This is a genomic window from Paenibacillus sp. Marseille-P2973 (genome assembly GCF_018101095.1).
Classification (GTDB): Bacteria; Bacillota; Bacilli; order Paenibacillales; family Paenibacillaceae; genus Fontibacillus; species Fontibacillus vini.
This window is the reverse complement of sequence record NZ_JAGQEH010000005.1, coordinates 156,511-173,651: the sequence shown is the minus strand read 5'-3', so window position 1 is coordinate 173,651 and position 17,141 is coordinate 156,511. Positions and strand designations below refer to the sequence as shown.

Here is a 17,141-nt window from a genome sequence, read left to right as displayed (position 1 = left end):
AGACTTCTAGGTTTTATCACATCATGTAGGGAGGATCCTCATTGAAAAAAGTTATTCTGGATGTAGATACAGGCGTGGATGATGCCATGGCTATCGTCTATGCCGCACACTCCCCCGAGCTGGAACTGATCGGGATTACGACTTGCTTCGGGAATGTTACGGTAGCGGAAGCTACGAGAAATACATTGGCGGTGCTGGAGAAGCTGGACAAGCCGGTTCCCGTCATAGAAGGAGCCAAGGAAACTCTGCGCCGCGGAGAGAAAGCCCGTTACTCGAGACATGTTCATGGGGAGGACGGGCTTGGAAACACACTGAGTACGCCGCCGCAGGGTCAAGCGCAACCGGGGATAGCGGCGGATTATATCATTGATCAGGTAACGCGCTATCCGGGCGAACTGACGATCATAGCCGTGGGTCCGTTGACCAATCTGGCGCTGGCGATTGAAAAGGAGCCGGGAATCGTGACCTTGGTCAAGGAAGTGATCGTGATGGGCGGTGCGGTTACCGTGCCCGGCAATGTTACGCCATACGGGGAGGCCAATATTGTGGCTGATCCGGAAGCTGCAGCCGTGGTATTCGGATCCGGTTTGCCGTTGACGCTGGTCGGACTGGATGTTACGCTGCAAACGCTGCTGCCGAGAACGCAGTTGGATGCTTGGCGGTCGTCCGGCCGGAACGATGCGATCTTCCTTGCGGAAATGAGCGAGTTCTATATGGGATTTTACGAATCGACTTATCCGGGAAAAGGAGGCTGCGGCCTGCATGACCCGTTAGCGGTAGGGGTTGCCGTGGATCCAAGCCTGGTCCGGGTGGAGCCGATGCGGGTAACGGTCGTTACCGAGGGCGAACAAACCGGCAGAACTGTAGGAACGACGGAAGGCGAACCGAAGATCAGCGTTTGTACCGGTGTTGACGCGGATCGCTTCTTGAAGCATTTTACGAGCAGAATAACAGGCGGGGAAGTTTAATTTAAAAAGCGCGAGTAGCGGGGACTTGTCTCCCGATACTCGCGCTTTTTTTGTAGAAGATCTAGTCGATGGTTACGTCCGTGTCCGTAAGAAAAGCCGTAATCGGCATGGAAGCGGCGCCGAGCGCCGTGGAACGGATGCCAAGCTTGGCGAAATCGACATGTGTTTTTTTGCGGTGATATGATAAGCTCCGGCTCTCAATCGTGCGCAGCATGGCATCTTCAAACAATTCGCCGGCCAACGACAAGCGATTGCCGATGACAATGAGCTCCGGGTTTAGAATGTTGACCAGATTGGCCAGCCCGACGCCGAGCTGGGAGCCGATTTCGTTTAGCAGGGAAACAGCGGCGGAATCGCCTTGTTTGGCCGCCTTCATGATGCTCTCCAGATCAGGAGCTTCGCCATCTCCGTCCAGGGCTGCCGCACGGTCAAGCAGAGCCTTCTCCGAAGCCAGCGTTTCCCAGCAGCCCCGGTTGCCGCAGCGGCAGAGCGGTCCATTTTCCGCAATCGTCATATGTCCGACCTCGCCGGAGAAGTTGGAAGTTCCCCGGTATAATTCCCCGCCGACGATGATTCCTGAGCCGATCCCGACGCCAAGACTTAGATAAATTAAATTGAGCGAATCGCGGCCGGCACCGTACAGCTTCTCGCCGATCGCCCCGGCGTTCGCCTCATTATCAATATGAATGTTGTCGCTGAATTCAGCCGCTAGGGCACCTGCTAGATCGACATTGTCCCACCCCAGGTTGGGCGCGGAAACAACTCGGTTCTTTTCATTAACGAGTCCGGGAACTCCGATGCCGATCCCGACGATCCCGTAAGGGGACTCGGGGAGCTTTCGCTTAAGCAGCAAGATCGTTTTTCGAATTTGCTCAAGAACCGTCTCCGGAGAGAAGTCCGTTAAAGGCACGTTTTTCTCATGGAGGACATTCCCCTCCAAGTCAACCAAGATAGCCAGCAGATCACTGACCCGGATATCTATGCCGATGGCGAAGCCCGCATTTTTATTGAATAGTAGAAGCGTCGGTTTACGTCCGCCGCTCGATTCCCCCGGACCGATCTCCGTAACAAGATTGCTGTCGATCAGTTCGGAAACGAGCGAGGAAACGGTCGCTTTATTTAAGCCAATGCCGGCTGAAATATCTGCACGGGACAAGGGCTGACGCTGACGGATGGTGTCCAGCACGATGCTCTTGTTCATTTTTTTTATCAACTGCTGGTCGCCGGTAATTTTCATGATAATCCTCCGTATAGACTTGCTCTTATTTGCCATCATATCATAAAAACAAAAAGGTAACTGAATAACTTAGTTAGTTTACTAGACAAACTAAGTATAACGTGATACGATCTAGTTGAAAAGGGCATGCAGACAAATCTACAGGGCATGCTACTTAAGAAATCATGTTCAATCAATCAGGTTTTCTGCATCCAAGATTACAACATGTTCGAAATTTGATTTGTTGAACCATCTTATTAAGGGAGCCCATGAAAGGGCTTACTAAAATCCAAATCATGCAGGGAGGACTCAAAAGTGAGTTATTTCAAGAACATTAGCAAAATTCAGTATGAAGGCGCAGGCTCCAACAACCCTCTGGCATTTAAACATTATAACGAAAACGAAGTCGTACTCGGAAAATCGATGAAAGAACACCTCCGGTTTGCTGTAGCTTACTGGCATACATTCACAATGAACGGTACCGATCCTTTCGGTGCGGCCAACATGATCCGTCCTTGGGAGACTGTATCCGGCCTGGATCTGGCTAAAGAACGCGTAGAAGTTAATTTTGAATTCCTTCAAAAACTCGGCGCTCCTTACTACTGCTTCCATGACGTCGACGTAGCTCCTGAAGGCGCAACTTTGAAAGAATCCAACCAGAACCTCGACGTAATCGTTGCTAAATTGAAAGAAGGCATGAAGGATACTGGCGTTAAGCTGCTTTGGAATACGGCTAACATGTTCTCCAATCCACGTTACGTCCATGGTGCTGCAACAACTTCGAACGCCGACGTATTCGCTTACGCTGCTGCTCAAGTTAAAAAAGGCTTGGAAACTGCAGTTGAACTGGGCGCTGAAAACTATGTGTTCTGGGGCGGACGTGAAGGTTACGAATCCCTGTTGAATACGGATATGGGCCTTGAGCTTGACAACCTGGCAAGATTCTTCCAAATGGCGATCGACTACGCTAAGGAAATCGGCTTCAAAGGCCAATTCCTGATCGAGCCAAAACCAAAAGAGCCTACAAAACACCAATACGATTTCGACGCGGCTACTACCATCGCGTTCCTGCAAAAATACAATTTGCAAGATCATTTCAAACTCAACCTGGAAGCTAACCATGCTACGCTCGCAGGTCACACTTTTGAACATGAATTGCGCGTAGCCCGCTTGAACAACATGCTCGGTTCGATCGATGCGAACCAAGGCGACATGCTGCTCGGCTGGGATACGGACGAATTCCCGACTGACCTGTATTCCGTTACACTTGCTATGTACGAAATTCTTGAAAACGGCGGCATCGGCTCCGGCGGCGTAAACTTCGACGCCAAAGTAAGACGTACTTCTTTCGAGCCTGAGGATCTGTTCTACGCTCATATCGCAGGTATGGATACTTTTGCGAAAGGCCTGAAAGTGGCTGCAAAAATGAAAGAAGAAAAATTCATCGACGGATTGCTCGAAGAGCGCTATTCCAGCTTCAAATCCGGCATCGGCGCCGACATCCTGTCGGGCAAAGCCAACTTCAAATCGTTGGAAGCTTATGCTCTTGAGCACAGCGACATCCGCAACAAATCGAACCACCTCGAGCTGGTTAAAGCCCGCTTGAACGAGTACATCTTCGGAACAAAATAAGCAATCGGAACGAACGACTACCGGTGTGATTGATCTTTGATAGAAACAGCAAAAAGGGACGCCTGCCGTCCCTTTTTGTGGTATTTGGCCTGCTTGGTTGGGCACGGCTTAACTGACTAGTTGAATGAAGGGAGAGCGTCACGGATGAAATACGTTATAGGGATTGACCTTGGCACAAGCTCGGTAAAAACGGTGCTGGTGAACAAGGAGGGAGAAATCAAAGGGGAAGCTACAGCAGCTTACCCGCTGATTCAGGAGCGTCCGGGCTACAGCGAGCAGAATCCGGAGGAATGGGTGAACGGAACGATCGCCTGCCTGAAGCAATTGCTCCAGGAAAACAGTATTTCGGGGGAAGATATTGAAGGCGTGTCCTTCTCGGGACAAATGCACGGTATGGTTTTGCTTGATGAGCAGAATCATGTACTGCGCAACGCGATTCTGTGGAACGATACCCGCACGACCAAGGAGTGCCGGGAAATCGAGCAGAAGCTCGGCGGCAAGCTGCTCGACATTACGCGCAATGCGGCCTTGGAAGGATTTACGTTGCCGAAAATCCTGTGGGTGCAAAAGCATGAGCCCGAGCTGTTCGCCAAGGCGGCACGGTTCGTGCTGCCGAAGGATTATCTGCGCTACCGGATGACCGGGCGCGTAGAGATGGAAATCTCCGATGCCGCAGGCACGCTGCTGCTGAACGTTCCGGAAGGGGCCTGGAGCGAGGAAATCGCTCAGGCGTTCGGCCTTCCGGAAGGGTTCTGCCCGCCGCTGGTCGGCAGCACGGAGCAAACCGGCACGCTGCTGCCGGAATTCGCGCAGCAGTGCGGGCTCTCGCCGAACACCCGGGTGTTCGGCGGCGGCGCGGACAATGCCTGCGGCGCGGTAGGCGCCGGCATTGTCCGTAAGGGCGATGCGCTGTGCAGCATCGGCACGTCCGGCGTTGTCCTCACGTACGAAGAGGACAAGAACAAGGACTTCGCCGGCAAGGTGCACTTCTTCAACCATGCGCATCCGGGCGCTTTTTACGCCATGGGTGTGACCCTGGCGGCCGGCTACTCGTTGAGCTGGTTTAAGGACTCGCTCGCGCCGGAGCTCAGCTTCAATGAATTGCTGGAGCCTGTCGGCTCGCTGCCTCCGGGCGCGGACGGTCTGTTGTTCACGCCGTACCTGGTCGGCGAACGCACGCCGCACGCGGACAGCGTCATCCGCGGCAGCTTCATCGGCTTGTCCGGCACGCACCGCCGCGAGCACCTCGCCCGCGCCGTGATGGAAGGCATCACGTTCTCGCTGGCCGAGTCCGTGGCCTTGTTCCGCGAAGCCGGCATCACGGTCGAACGCGTCATCTCCATCGGCGGCGGCGCCAAGAATCCGGTCTGGCTGCAAATGCAGGCCGACATCTTCGGCACGCCGGTCGTCTCGCTGAAGAACGAGCAAGGCCCAGCCATGGGCTCCGCTATGATGGCCGCTGTCGGCTGCGGCTGGTTCGGCAGCCTGAAAGAATGCGCCGACAAGTTTATCGGCTACGGCAAAACCTACGAGCCGATTCCGGCTAACGTAGAAACCTACGGCCGCCTGTTCAAGCTGTATCAGCAAGTTTATTCCGCCACCCGTTCGCTGAACGAAGGATTGCAGGAATTCCGCGGCTAAGCAGGAGGATTGAATAGACAATTAAAAGCGCGAGACCCTTTACGCTGTAAGGGGTCTCGCGCTTTTGACGTTAAAGAGCTAAACTGGGCGCTCTGTTGGACAATTAACTGTATTTTCTACAGTTAATTGACTCGAATTCGGTCATTTTGGACAATTAGCTGTATTTTGTACAGTTAATTCTTATCATTTCGCCTTTTTCGCTGGGATGAGCCTAAATTAGCTGTAGGATTTCCAGTTAATTTGCTCGAGACTGGTCTATCGTGCGAAATAACTGTAGATTTTGCAGTTAATTATTAGGGCAGACTGGTTGAAATGCACAGAAAGCTGAGCTTGATGAGTTCGACTAATGATTCCGAGTGATGATTCAGACTGCTAATCCGGTCCAGCAGCGCAGTAGCCCGTTGGCCCGTTCCTGAGACGTTCGGCCAAGTGCATGAATTAGTTACTTTAACTAACTGGTGACCAAACCGCGCGCATTATGCAAACCTCCCAGTAACATTTCATCCTTGAGTGCCTATAAGAGTAATTTTTCGGTTGTTCAGAATAATTAACTGTATTTTCTACAGTTAATTGCCCTGAATTCGGTCATTTTGGATGATTAGCTGTATTTTGTACAGGTAATTTTCATCTTTTCTGCCCTTTTCGCTGAAAGAGCCTAAATTAGCTGTAGGATTTCCAGTTAATTTGCTCGAGACTGGTCTATCGGGCGAATTAACTGTAGATTTTGCAGTTAATTATTTGGACAGACTGGTTGAGATGCACAGAGAGCTCAGCTTGGTGAGTTCGACTAATGATTCCGAGTGATGATTTAGACTGGTGATCCGGTCCAGCAGCGCAGTAGCCCGTTGGCCCGTTCCTGAGACGTTCGGCCAAGTGCATGAATTAGTTACTCTAACAATCTGGTCACCAAACCGCGCGCATTATGCAAACCTCCCAGTAACATTTCATCCTTGAGTGCCATAAGAGTAATTTTTCGTTTGTTCTGAATAATTAACTGTATTTTCTACAGTTAATTGTTCTGAATTCGTTCATTTCGGATAATTAGCTGTATTTTGTACAGTTAATTTTCATCATTCCTGCCTTTTTCGCTGAAAGAGCCTAAATTAGCTGTAGAATTTACATTTAAATGTCCCGGAGTCGGTTTATCGAGAGAATTAACTGCAGGTTTTGCAGTTAATTCTCCGGGCCGAGCCGGGCTGGGCTAAGCGATGGCGTTACGCCTCCGACAGCTGGCCATCCTCGATGTACACGACGCGGTCGCACAGGTCGAGCATACGTTGGTCATGGGTAACCATGACGGCGGCTTTGCCGCGATGCTTGACCTCGTCGGCTAGCATCTGTACGACGTCGCGGCCGCGCTCGGAATCGAGGCTGGCCGTCGGCTCGTCGGCGAGGATGATCTCGGGGTCGTTCATCCAGGCACGAGCGATGGCCGCACGTTGGCGTTCACCGCCGGAGAGAGACTCGGGATAGCGGGTCAGCCGGTGGCCGAGTCCGAGACGTTCGAGCAGGGCGTCGGCTTTCTTTTTCGACTCCGCCTTCGGTTTGCCGGCCAGTTCTCCAATCAGCAGCAATTGATCTCTGATGGTCAGGTAGGGGATCAGGTTGGCGGATTGAAATATGAATCCGATTTTTGCAAGCCGGACATCGTTCAGTTCGGAACCGCTCAGTTTGCTGACATCCTGTCCGCCGATCAGAACTCTGCCCCGAGTCGGGGATAGCAGAGCGCCGGCAATGGAGAGGAATGTGCTTTTTCCGGCTCCGGACGGGCCGACGACAGCCACGAATTCCCCGGCCTTCACCTCTAGCGATACCCGGTCAAGGACCTTGACCTCGTTATCTCCATCGCCGTAAACCTTGCTGACCTGATCGAGCAGCAGCTTGCTGTCCACGTTCGAATCGGAGCGTGCCCAAAACTTCACATCTTGTTCTTTTGTCATCGTGCTCATTATGCAGCCCTCCCAATAGCTTCGATCGCATCAACTTTGGCAACCCGATAAAGCGACAGCAGTGAGCCGGCCACGGCAACGACCAGGAATAGCAGCGCACTGCCGCCGACCAGGCTGAAATTTAATTCAAAAGGCATGCTGTCCGGCAGTACGGCCGAAACGCCGTATGTTAAGGCGATCCCGATGGCCAGACTGAACACGGAAAGAGACAGCACTTGGGCGAGCAGGCTGCGGGCCAGAAATCCCGTCTTTGCACCGATCGCTTTGAGCACGCCGAACTGATTGATTTTCTGAATTGTGATTACGTAAAAGAACACAGCCAGGACAAACGCGGCAATGATAAACAGAAACGCGATCATCATCAGCAGGGAACCTTGTTCTTCCTTGTATCCGGGTATACCTTTGAGAGCCTCGGCTTTACTGATGACATCGACGCCAGATACCTGTGCGCCGACCTCTGCGGCTGTCGAGCCGGAGCCCTTAAAAGCAATGGCGTTAAAAACAACGCCAGCCCCTCCTTCGCCAGCACCATTCACTTCCCCAGCGGCACTTACCTCACCAGCAGCACTCACAGCGCCATCAGTACTCGCACCACCAGCAGCAGTTGCACCTCCGTCAGCACTCGAATCAGCCGCAGCACTTACCTCACCAGTACCACCATCAGCACTCACTTCACCCACAGCACCGCTTCCCCCCATAGCCCGCGGTCCACTCGCTTGCATTGTTTCCCACGCCGCAAAATTCACATGGAGAACGGGCGAGTGGCTGAACGATTGTCCCTCCGAAAAGCCTACGATCGTAAATTGCCGGCCGGAAGTCTGGTCTTCAATGATATCTCCGAGCTTCAAGCCCTCCGCCTTAAAAGAAGAGTCCGCAACGACCTCCTCCGCGGCATCCGCGCCGATCATCCGTCCTTCCGTCACCTTCGGAGCAAGCATACCGTCCGCTTCGACCGCGAAGAAGGTCGCGTCGATTTTTTTAAGCGAACCCGCTTGGGTTACCGCAGACATCTGAACCCCCAACGGTTCAGCCATCGCCGTATCGCTGGCGTCACGATCCGAAGAGTTTACCGCCGCGTCCGCGCCCATAGCCAGTCTAACCTGCTCCAGCGCGTCCCCCGTAAGCGCCGACCGGCTTAACCGGTGATCGCTGTTTTGATCCAGCACCAGATAATCCGCGTTCATATTTTGAATTGAAGAGGCGTTATCGGAGGATAGTCCTTTGGCGAGGCCGGAAACAAACAACACCAGCCAGGCGATCAGAACCATGATTAATGAAATCAGCATATAACGCGTCTTAGAATGCTTTAGTTCACGTAGGGCTAAAAACATCTCTATTCCACTCCAGTCCTGTTATCTATTTTTTCGAGCGAGCGATGACTCGCTGCATCTATAAATATAAACAGGATGTATGAACTGAATATGAACGGAAGCTGAGCCGGCAATGAATCCATTAATGAATCTATTAATGCACTCTATTAATGAATCGGCAGCCGGATGCGGAACTGCGTTCCTTTTCCGGGTTCGCTTTCGACGTGAATTTCCCCGCCATGCATTTCGATGATCTTCTCTACGATCGCCAGTCCCAACCCGCTGCTGCCCTCTTTCCGGTTTCTCGATTTATCGGCCCGGTAGAAGCGCTGGAAAATATTCGGCAGGTCGCTTTCGGAGATCCCGATGCCGGTATCGGCAATTTCCACCGCGATATAATCCTTCCCGTCCGGACGAAGCCGGACCGAAATCGTGCCGCCTTCCTCCGTAAATTTGATGCTGTTGGTGATCAGATTGATCCATACCTGATGCAGCAATTTGCTGTCCGCTTGAATAAAGAGCGAAGGCAGATCCATTTTGATCGCCAGCTCTTTTTCACGCCAGCTCCATTCGGTCATGAACAGCACTTGCTTGATTTGGGCCCCTACATCCAATGACCCTTTCTCCAGAATCGTTTCCTCTTTCTCCAGCGAGGCAAGGGTCAGCAGTTGTTTGCTCAATTGCGATATTCTCCGGCTTTCATCCTCAATAATCGAAAGGTAATGCCGGCGCTGTTCCTCCGGCAGATCGGCGGTCAGCAGCGTGTGCGAAAATCCTTGGATCGACGCCAGCGGCGACTGGATTTCGTGAGAGACGTTGGAGACGAATTCCTGGCGCATCGCTTCAAGCTGTTCCAGGCTTTTGGCCATATGGGCGAAATTAACGGCGAGCTTTCCGATTTCATCGTCCCGTTTTACGTCCAGCTTGATGTTGTATTTACCGCGAGCCAGCATTTTGGTGGCCTCCGTCAATTTAACGATAGGCTTGACCATATACCGGGTGCTGAACGCCACCAGAATGATACTAAGCAGAATGGAAACGACAAGGATGATCGCGAAAAAGGTCCGCATTTCCCCGAACTGAACCATAGCGTTAGGACGGAGAAAAAGGGCGTAAGCCGGTTCGCCCGCTCTATGGAGCGGCACGCCGATCGTATTGCGGAGATCGTTGTCGAAGAACCCGGTAATGAACAAACCCGTGGGGAATTCCGTAATTCCATGATACGTCTGACCTTCGAGAACCGACCGGACCGTTCCCGGATCGATCCCGGTTTTCCGGAAGCTTTGCCCGTAAAAAGCATCTTGGCCCTGCTCGTCCACCAAATAAAACTGATATCCGAGCTTTCCGATATGGTCAAGATACGGGGAAAGGGGCAGCTCACCGTTGTCCTCGTAGAAATGCTTGATTTGCTCGGCCATATGAGCGACCTTACTGTCATTATAAGATTTGAGCTTGTACTGGTAATAAAGGTTGGAGGTCAGAAAAGCGATCGAGCTGCTAAGAATCATCACAAGCACGGTGGTGGCGACGATACGGTGGTAGAGGTTCTTCATTTGGCAGCCTCCAGTTTATAACCCACGCCGCGAACCGTAGTGATCGTAAAGTCGCCGCAGTCCGAGAACCGGTCCCGCAGTCGCTTGATATGCACATCGACCGTTCGGTCATCGCCGGCAAAATCAAAGCCCCAAATATGGGCGATTAGCTCTTCACGCGTAAAAATCCGGTTCGGGTAGCTGGCCAATTGGGACAGTAACTCGAATTCCTTCATGGGGAGCAGCAGCTGTTCTCCTTTGCACAACACTTCATAGCTTTTCCGGTCAATGACCGTATCACCCAGCCGAATCGTTTCCGCGTTTACCATCTGATAGCGCCGGAGCAGCGCCTTGGTGCGAAAGAGCAGCTCCTTCGGCTCAAACGGCTTCGTGACGTAATCATCGGTCCCTACGGCAAAGCCTTGTTCCTTGTCGGACAACTGATCTTTGGCCGTCAGCAAAATGACCGGCACATCATAATCCTCCCTGATTTCTTTACAGAGCTGAAATCCGTCCTTCCCGGGCATCATGACATCTATAATGGCCAGATGAACGGGCCGCGCTTCCAGAATAGCCGAAGCCTCGGTTCCGTCGGCGGCTTCGATGACTCCATAGCCTTCTCCTTGCAAATAATAAGTCAACAACTCCCGGATATGGGGGTCGTCATCGGCAATTAAAATATGGATCACGGTTTAAGCATCTCCTTGACTGGATTTCTCCTGCTATCTACGAATGATGACAATATATCTTAACTGCGGAAATTATACAATTAAGCAGTTATCCAAAATAATGAAATCACCACTTGGCCACCCGCAGTGCTTGCTTGGTCATGTTATAATTTTGATGATCGGCCGCCTGGCGGAAAGGAGAGAGATATGATCGTAGGAGACATCTACCGAAAATACTTCAAAAACAACCTGTTCATGAAAATCATCCTGTTCTTCTCCGTAGTCATGATTTTGACGATCATTACGTTCTCCTATCTGATGTACCGGGTGATGTCGGAAGCTGCGGTTCAGCGGCAAATGGACGTGCAAAAAAGCGCGTTGGAAAGCGTATCGAATTACATTTCCGGCAAATACGAGTCCGTTCAGCGGATGTTGCGCGACGTCTATCGTGACCGGGAGCTGGCTTATAATATGTCCTATTTTATGGAGCACCCTTATCAGGATTATGTGAAGTACAGGCTGGACCGGTTCTTCAACGATACGGGTTCCCCTACGGACACGGTGCAGTATTTCAGAAATCAGGTCGAGGATGACCCGGATATTTTGAGTCTTATGCTGTACAGCGCGGATATGCAGCAATTATACGCCTATAATAGTTTCAAGCAGTTTAAAATCATACCGACCAACGCTTCCCGTTCCTATGTTCCCGATGCGATGTATCTGGAGCAAGAAAGCGGCGTTTCCCTGCCGAACATCTGGATTCGCAAGACGATCGGCATGCCGCAAACGCCGATGTATTCGGTTCGGGTTCCCGTCAATAATAATTTGTCTCTGCGAAACATGGGGCAGCTGGTTGTCTATTTCGACACGAACCGGGTGCAGGAGAGCCTGGAACGTTTCAGCGATAATCTGAAAGGCCAAATTCTTGTCATTTCAAGCAAAGGCGATGTTTTGTTCGATAGTTCGGGCACGTATTACGGACGCGTATATCCTCATTTTGAACAGGTCAATTCCGCGTATGACAATGGGATGATAGCCGATGGTCTGATCGTCACCAAACTGATTCAAAATCAGGGCGGGTTCACTGTCCTCAGCACGATTCCGAAAAATGAGCTTGCCAAAACTTATCGCGGCATCCGGAATACGATTTTGACGATCAGTTTAATTTGTATCTTGGTGGCGATTATCCTGCCGTCCCTGTTTATCAGCAACTTTGCCAAACGGACCTATGGGATTGTCCGCTTTACGCGCAAAGTAAGAAACGGCGATTTGTCGGTGCGCATCGAAGACGACCGTGATGATGAGCTCGGGCTCATCTCCAAGAGCTTTAACAGTGTGCTCGATAATTTAAACCTGTATATAAACCGGGTCTATAAAGCTGAAATCAAGCAAAAGCAATCCGAATTGAAAGCGCTGGAATCCAGGGTCAACCCTCACTTTTTGTATAACACGCTGGAAGTGATCCGCATGCGCGCCGTTTCGCAGGGAGCGAACGATGTGGGCGAAATGATCTACAGCCTGTCGATGCTCTTCAAAAACTATGTGCAGCAAAAGCGGAACTACACGCTAAAGGATGAACTGGAAGCATGCCGCATGTATCTGGAGCTGTTTCGGATCCGCTATAAGGATAGGCTTGCGTATGAAATACAATTCGACAAAGGGCTTGAAACCAGACCGGTGATGAAAATGGCGCTTCAGCCGATCATCGAAAATTACATCGTCCATGGACTGCGGACAGACCGGGACGATAACTTCGTCTCGATTTCCGTATTTCCTTCCGATGGAGGATTAGCGCAAGCTAAGGTAGAGGACAATGGGCGCGGAATTTCCCCGGCCAGGCTGGAAGAAATTAATCAGGGGCTTCAGAAGCCCGATGAATACTCGGAATCTTTCGGCCTGCGGAGCATTCACGAAAGGTTGAAGCTGCTGTACGGGGATGCTTATGGGGTGGAAGTACACAGCGAAGAGGGGAAAGGCACGACTGTAATCGTGAATTTTCCTGAGCTAGAGGAAGGTGACCGGAATGTATAAAGTATTTCTTGTGGATGATGAACCGTTTATCATCGAAGGATTGTACGATATCGTGGATTGGGCCCAGCTCGGTATGGAGATCGTCGGCCAGGCCGAGAATGGGAAAGCCGCTCTTCAGGCATTGCACGAAAAGCCGGTAGACATTCTGATTACCGACATTTCGATGCCGGAAATGACCGGTCTGCAACTGATCCGAGAGGCGCGTAAGTTCAAGCCGGCTTTGAAGGTGATCGTGTTAAGCGGGTATGACGAATTTGCCTATTTGAAAGAAGGCATGGCGTTAGGCATTGAGAATTACTTACTGAAACCGATAAATCTGGAGGAGTTCCGCGGGACCTTGGCGAGCGTCCGCGACAAGCTTGAAGTGTCCCGGAGCAATGAGGCCTTGAACGAATATAGCATCCGTATTTTGCGGGATAATGTCATGCACCGCTGGGTGTACAATCAAATCGGCACGCTGGAATTCAAAGAGAGAGCCGACCTGCTCGGGATCGACATCGACAAGCCGCTGGTGCTGATTTCGCTGCTGCGGTTCAGGCTGAACTCCACAGGCGCCTTTGATCTGGTCGAACGGGAGCTTAGCGGTGATCCAAGCGTGATCCCGTTCCGTAACAATGATAGCGATATTGTGCTGCTGCATCATTTTGAGGATTCAGGGCAGGGTAAACAAGAGGTGCAAGCGAGAATCGACCGCCTTACTTCTATTTTGTCCTCCTTTCAGCCCCAAATCTCCCTTGGCAGTGTAGAGAACAGGGATACGGGCGCTTCGCTCAGCTATGAAAATGCGAAGAAGGCCCAAGAGTATTTCATGATTTTTCCGGAGAAAAACGTCATCAGCTACGACGAACTGAACGCCCGTTCTGCGACCACCGCCGAGGCGTCTTCCTTTGATTGGAACGAAAGCTCGAGACTGCTGCTTGCTCGGGACAAAGAGGGACTTTTCGCATTAATCGACCGGCAGTTCACCTCCCTTGGCGAATCGGGTGCTGCGTCCCCGGCACTGCTTCAGGAAGTAGCCCTGGAGTGGATGATCCGCATTAAGCTGGAATTGCAGGAAATTCGCCATTCCGAAGACGTCGGATTGTTTTCGGGCGGATTTGAACAGATCCAATCGGCAACCACGGTGGAAGAGCTTGCAGCCATTGTGAAACAAACCGCAGCGGCGGTCATGGAGGCCATGACCCGGGATGTGAAGAGTCCGGTCGTACAGCAGGTGCTGAACACGATTCAGAATTCCTACAACCAGGATCTCTCGCTGAAGACGCTGGCGAACACGTACAAGATCCATCCGGTTTATTTGGGTCAGCTGTTTCATAAAGAAGTAGGCGAATCGTTCACCGAGTATATCAACCGTTACCGGATCGACAAAGCCAAGGAAATGCTGAAGACGACACATCAGAAAGTTCATGAAATCGCCCGTAATGTCGGGTACTGGGAAACTGGATATTTTTACAAACAATTCAAAAGGTATGTCGGGGTATCCCCCACGGAATTTAAAGGGTTAGGCTAGCATTTTTCTGCTGGCCGACTCTTTTCTTTATTTTGAACCATGATTTATTTATTTTCACTTCTATTTGAAAATGCTTTCATGATTTACAGTAAATATAGATTCATTGCTTCTACATCAAAGGGAGGTTATACCTGAATGAACAAAAAAAGAAAAAGCTTCTCCTTGTTACTGATTTCATTGGTTGCGCTTTCACTGATTGTTAGCGCTTGCGGCGGTAACAAAGCCGACAATTCGGCGGCGAAGGGTAATTCGGGAAAGTCCGAAAAACCAGTTGAACTGATCTGGTACACGATCGGCGCTCCGCAAAAAGACCTTAAACGCGTAGTGGATGAAGTCAACAAGTACACCTTGGAAAAAATTAATGCCACCATCGACATGAAAATGATCGACTTCGGCGATTACACGCAAAAGATGCAAGTCATGGCTGCTTCCGGCGAGCCGATGGACATCATGTTCACAAGCTCCTGGGCTTTCGATTACGTTCAAAATGCGCGGAAGGGCGCTTTTATGGAATTGGATGACCTGTTGAGCAAATACGGAAAAGGGATCACGGATACATTGGACCCAGCCTTCCTGGAAGGCTCCAAGGTTGACGGACATAACTACGCGATTCCTGCCAACAAAGAACTCCCGGCTCAAGAAGTATGGCGTTTCAACAAAGAATTGCTCGACAAATACAATCTGGATATAAGCAAGGCGACAACGATGGAAAGCCTGGAGCCGATGCTCAAGACAATCAAGGAAAACGAACCGGGCATTACTCCATACGCGATGTTAAAGGATTTCATGCCGGTTATGCCATTTGACTATGTCATCGAGAAAATGCCGATGGCCGTGTATATGGATACGAAGGATTACAAGGTAGTCAATATCCTTGAAACTCCAGAAGCGAAATCGACGCTGGAAACCGTCCGCAAGTTCTACCAGGCGGGTTATGTTTCTCCGGAAGTAGCAACTACGACATCTGTAGACGATCTGTATAAATCCGGCAAATGGTTCATGGACCGCGCTGCAACGCAGCCGTTGGCCGATAACCTCTGGTCCGCAAGCTACGGTTATCCGGTAGTTTCGACACCAGCCAGCCAACCGTACATTTATAACTGGTCCGTAATGGGCTCCATGCAAGCTATTTCCGCGAACTCCGAGCATCCGGAGAAAGCTATGGAATTCCTGAACCTGTTGAACACGGATTCTTATCTGCGCAACCTGATCGACTCGGGTATTGAAGGCGTTCATTACGAAAAAGTGAATGACAACACGGTCAAAAACCTGGCTGATGCCAAAAATTACGACATGCCTACATTCTCGCTCGGCAACGTTATGATCACTTACCTGAATGAAGGAGACCCAGAAAATAAATGGGACGAATTCAAGAAATTTAACGCATCGGGCATTAACGCTCCACTGCTTGGCTTCAACTTCGATACTTCCGCGGTAACGAATGAAATCGCGGCTGTGCAAAACGTGAAGGAAGAGTTCTGGTCTTCCCTGATGACCGGTACGGTAGATCCGAACGAATATCTGGCAAAAGCAAACGAGAAATTCAAAGCAGCCGGACTCGACAAGATCATTGCCGAAGCGCAAAAACAAATCGATGAGTGGAGAGCCGCTAACAACAAGTAATCAAGCTTCATGAGGCTTAGGAAGATCGGGCGGGTGAAGATCCTAACGCCCGATCTTTTTTACACTCGTCAGGTTTTCATTTTAGCGATCAGGAGGGATTTGCATGAAAATGGTAGGCGGATTTTTTCGCGATATCATCAAAAATAAAGTGTTGCTGCTCATGGTTCTGCCGGGTGCATTGTGGTTCCTCTTCTTCTCCTATATGCCGATGTTCGGTACGATTATAGCCTTTAAGCAATACCGCTTCAGCCGGGACGGCTTCTGGGCGAGCATCGTCAACAGCAAATGGGTGGGCTTGGACAACTTTAAGTTTTTATTTAGTACGAACGATGCCTATATCATCACGAGAAACACCTTACTCTACAATGTCGCGTTCATTATTATCGGTTTGATTCTATCCGTACTAATGGCCGTGGTGCTCAGTGAGATCGCCAACAAAAGACTGGCCAAAGTATATCAGACCGGCATGTTCCTTCCCTATTTTCTGTCTTGGGTTATCGTCGGTTATTTCGCATTCAGTTTCCTCAGCTCCGAGCGCGGGCTGCTCAACCAAGTATTCAAGAGCTTAGGCTGGGAGTCGATGCAGTGGTATAACGATCCTAAAGTCTGGCCTTATATTCTTATTCTCGTGTATTTGTGGAAAGCGGTTGGTTATAACAGCGTAGTCTATCTGGCTGCAATTATGGGGATCGACAAGTCGCTTTACGAAGCGGCCATGATCGATGGCGCAAGCAAGTTCCAGCAAATCCGCAACATTACGATTCCGCTGTTGACCCCGATCATCACCATCATGACGCTGTTGGCCGTCGGCAAGATCTTCTATGCGGACTTTGGGTTGTTCTATCAGGTTCCGCGGGATTCCGGCACCCTGTATTCGGTCACGAACGTTATCGATACGTATGTATATCGCGGACTCAAAACGACCGGCGAGATCGGCATGAGTACGGCGGCAGGTCTGTATCAATCCGTCGTAGGCTTTGTTCTGGTCATGACCTCGAATTATATCGTACGCAAATTTGACAAGGACAGCGCCTTGTTCTAATCCACCGGAAGGAGTGAGT

At 50.7% G+C, this 17,141-nt stretch carries 12 protein-coding genes; 7 read left to right on the top strand and 5 right to left on the bottom strand.

Annotated elements, in window-relative coordinates; all coding sequences use genetic code 11:
* Window positions 1-41 precede the first annotated feature (41 nt).
* A complete protein-coding gene (locus tag KB559_RS12790) occupies window positions 42-968 on the top strand; it encodes a nucleoside hydrolase (protein WP_211022325.1) in 927 nt (308 codons plus the stop codon).
* 61 nt (window positions 969-1,029) lie between these two features.
* Here KB559_RS12790 and KB559_RS12785 read toward each other — a convergent pair whose 3' ends face one another.
* Window positions 1,030-2,205: an ROK family transcriptional regulator gene (locus KB559_RS12785; protein WP_211022324.1), complete on the bottom strand. Its 1,176-nt coding sequence runs from the start codon at window positions 2,203-2,205 to the stop codon at window positions 1,030-1,032.
* Window positions 2,206-2,499: 294 nt separating this feature from the next.
* On the opposite strand from KB559_RS12785, the gene xylA reads away from it, so the two are divergent.
* Complete coding sequence (xylA, locus tag KB559_RS12780; protein WP_211022323.1) at window positions 2,500-3,816, top strand: xylose isomerase; 1,317 nt, start codon at window positions 2,500-2,502, stop codon at window positions 3,814-3,816.
* A gap of 144 nt (window positions 3,817-3,960) precedes the next feature.
* Window positions 3,961-5,457 carry a xylulokinase gene (gene xylB, locus KB559_RS12775; protein WP_211022322.1) on the top strand — a complete coding sequence of 499 codons (1,497 nt, stop codon included), beginning with the start codon at window positions 3,961-3,963 and terminating at the stop codon, window positions 5,455-5,457.
* A gap of 1,214 nt (window positions 5,458-6,671) precedes the next feature.
* Here the strand turns inward: xylB and KB559_RS12770 are convergent.
* From KB559_RS12770 to KB559_RS12755, 4 genes are all read right to left on the bottom strand, one after another.
* On the bottom strand, window positions 6,672-7,397 hold the full coding sequence (locus tag KB559_RS12770) for an ABC transporter ATP-binding protein (RefSeq protein WP_211022532.1): 726 nt from the start codon (window positions 7,395-7,397) through the stop codon (window positions 6,672-6,674).
* Between the two features lie 8 nt (window positions 7,398-7,405).
* On the bottom strand, window positions 7,406-8,737 hold the full coding sequence (locus tag KB559_RS25150; protein ID WP_247681783.1) for an ABC transporter permease: 1,332 nt from the start codon (window positions 8,735-8,737) through the stop codon (window positions 7,406-7,408).
* A gap of 146 nt (window positions 8,738-8,883) precedes the next feature.
* Window positions 8,884-10,269 carry a sensor histidine kinase gene (locus KB559_RS12760; protein ID WP_211022321.1) on the bottom strand — a complete coding sequence of 462 codons (1,386 nt, stop codon included), beginning with the start codon at window positions 10,267-10,269 and terminating at the stop codon, window positions 8,884-8,886.
* Window positions 10,266-10,937 (bottom strand): response regulator transcription factor, encoded by a 672-nt coding sequence (locus tag KB559_RS12755; RefSeq protein ID WP_211022320.1) that lies wholly within the window; start codon window positions 10,935-10,937, stop codon window positions 10,266-10,268. Before KB559_RS12755 ends, KB559_RS12760 begins: the two co-directional genes overlap by 4 nt.
* A 186-nt stretch (window positions 10,938-11,123) precedes the next feature.
* On the opposite strand from KB559_RS12755, the gene KB559_RS12750 reads away from it, so the two are divergent.
* The 4 genes from KB559_RS12750 to KB559_RS12735 all read left to right on the top strand — a co-directional run bounded on the left by KB559_RS12750 (window position 11,124) and on the right by KB559_RS12735 (window position 17,122).
* On the top strand, window positions 11,124-12,947 hold the full coding sequence (locus tag KB559_RS12750) for a sensor histidine kinase (RefSeq protein WP_211022319.1): 1,824 nt from the start codon (window positions 11,124-11,126) through the stop codon (window positions 12,945-12,947).
* Window positions 12,940-14,457, top strand: a complete 1,518-nt coding sequence (locus KB559_RS12745; protein WP_211022318.1) for a response regulator transcription factor — start codon at window positions 12,940-12,942, stop codon at window positions 14,455-14,457. The genes KB559_RS12750 and KB559_RS12745 overlap by 8 nt, the downstream gene beginning before the upstream one ends.
* A gap of 135 nt (window positions 14,458-14,592) precedes the next feature.
* Window positions 14,593-16,080: an ABC transporter substrate-binding protein gene (locus tag KB559_RS12740; RefSeq protein ID WP_211022317.1), complete on the top strand. Its 1,488-nt coding sequence runs from the start codon at window positions 14,593-14,595 to the stop codon at window positions 16,078-16,080.
* Window positions 16,081-16,183: 103 nt separating this feature from the next.
* Window positions 16,184-17,122, top strand: coding sequence for an ABC transporter permease (locus KB559_RS12735; RefSeq protein WP_211022316.1), 939 nt, complete (start codon window positions 16,184-16,186; stop codon window positions 17,120-17,122).
* The last annotated feature ends 19 nt before the right edge of the window (window positions 17,123-17,141 follow it).

Coding starts and splice junctions, on each gene's coding strand:
- KB559_RS12745 (WP_211022318.1), top strand. CDS start 12,940: ATGTATAAAGTATTTCTTGTGGATGATGAACCGTTTATCATCGAAGGA.
- KB559_RS12740 (WP_211022317.1), top strand. CDS start 14,593: ATGAACAAAAAAAGAAAAAGCTTCTCCTTGTTACTGATTTCATTGGTT.
- KB559_RS12750 (WP_211022319.1), top strand. CDS start 11,124: ATGATCGTAGGAGACATCTACCGAAAATACTTCAAAAACAACCTGTTC.
- KB559_RS12760 (WP_211022321.1), bottom strand. CDS start 10,269: ATGAAGAACCTCTACCACCGTATCGTCGCCACCACCGTGCTTGTGATG.
- KB559_RS12785 (WP_211022324.1), bottom strand. CDS start 2,205: ATGAAAATTACCGGCGACCAGCAGTTGATAAAAAAAATGAACAAGAGC.
- xylB (WP_211022322.1), top strand. CDS start 3,961: ATGAAATACGTTATAGGGATTGACCTTGGCACAAGCTCGGTAAAAACG.
- KB559_RS25150 (WP_247681783.1), bottom strand. CDS start 8,737: ATGTTTTTAGCCCTACGTGAACTAAAGCATTCTAAGACGCGTTATATG.
- KB559_RS12770 (WP_211022532.1), bottom strand. CDS start 7,397: ATGACAAAAGAACAAGATGTGAAGTTTTGGGCACGCTCCGATTCGAAC.
- KB559_RS12735 (WP_211022316.1), top strand. CDS start 16,184: ATGAAAATGGTAGGCGGATTTTTTCGCGATATCATCAAAAATAAAGTG.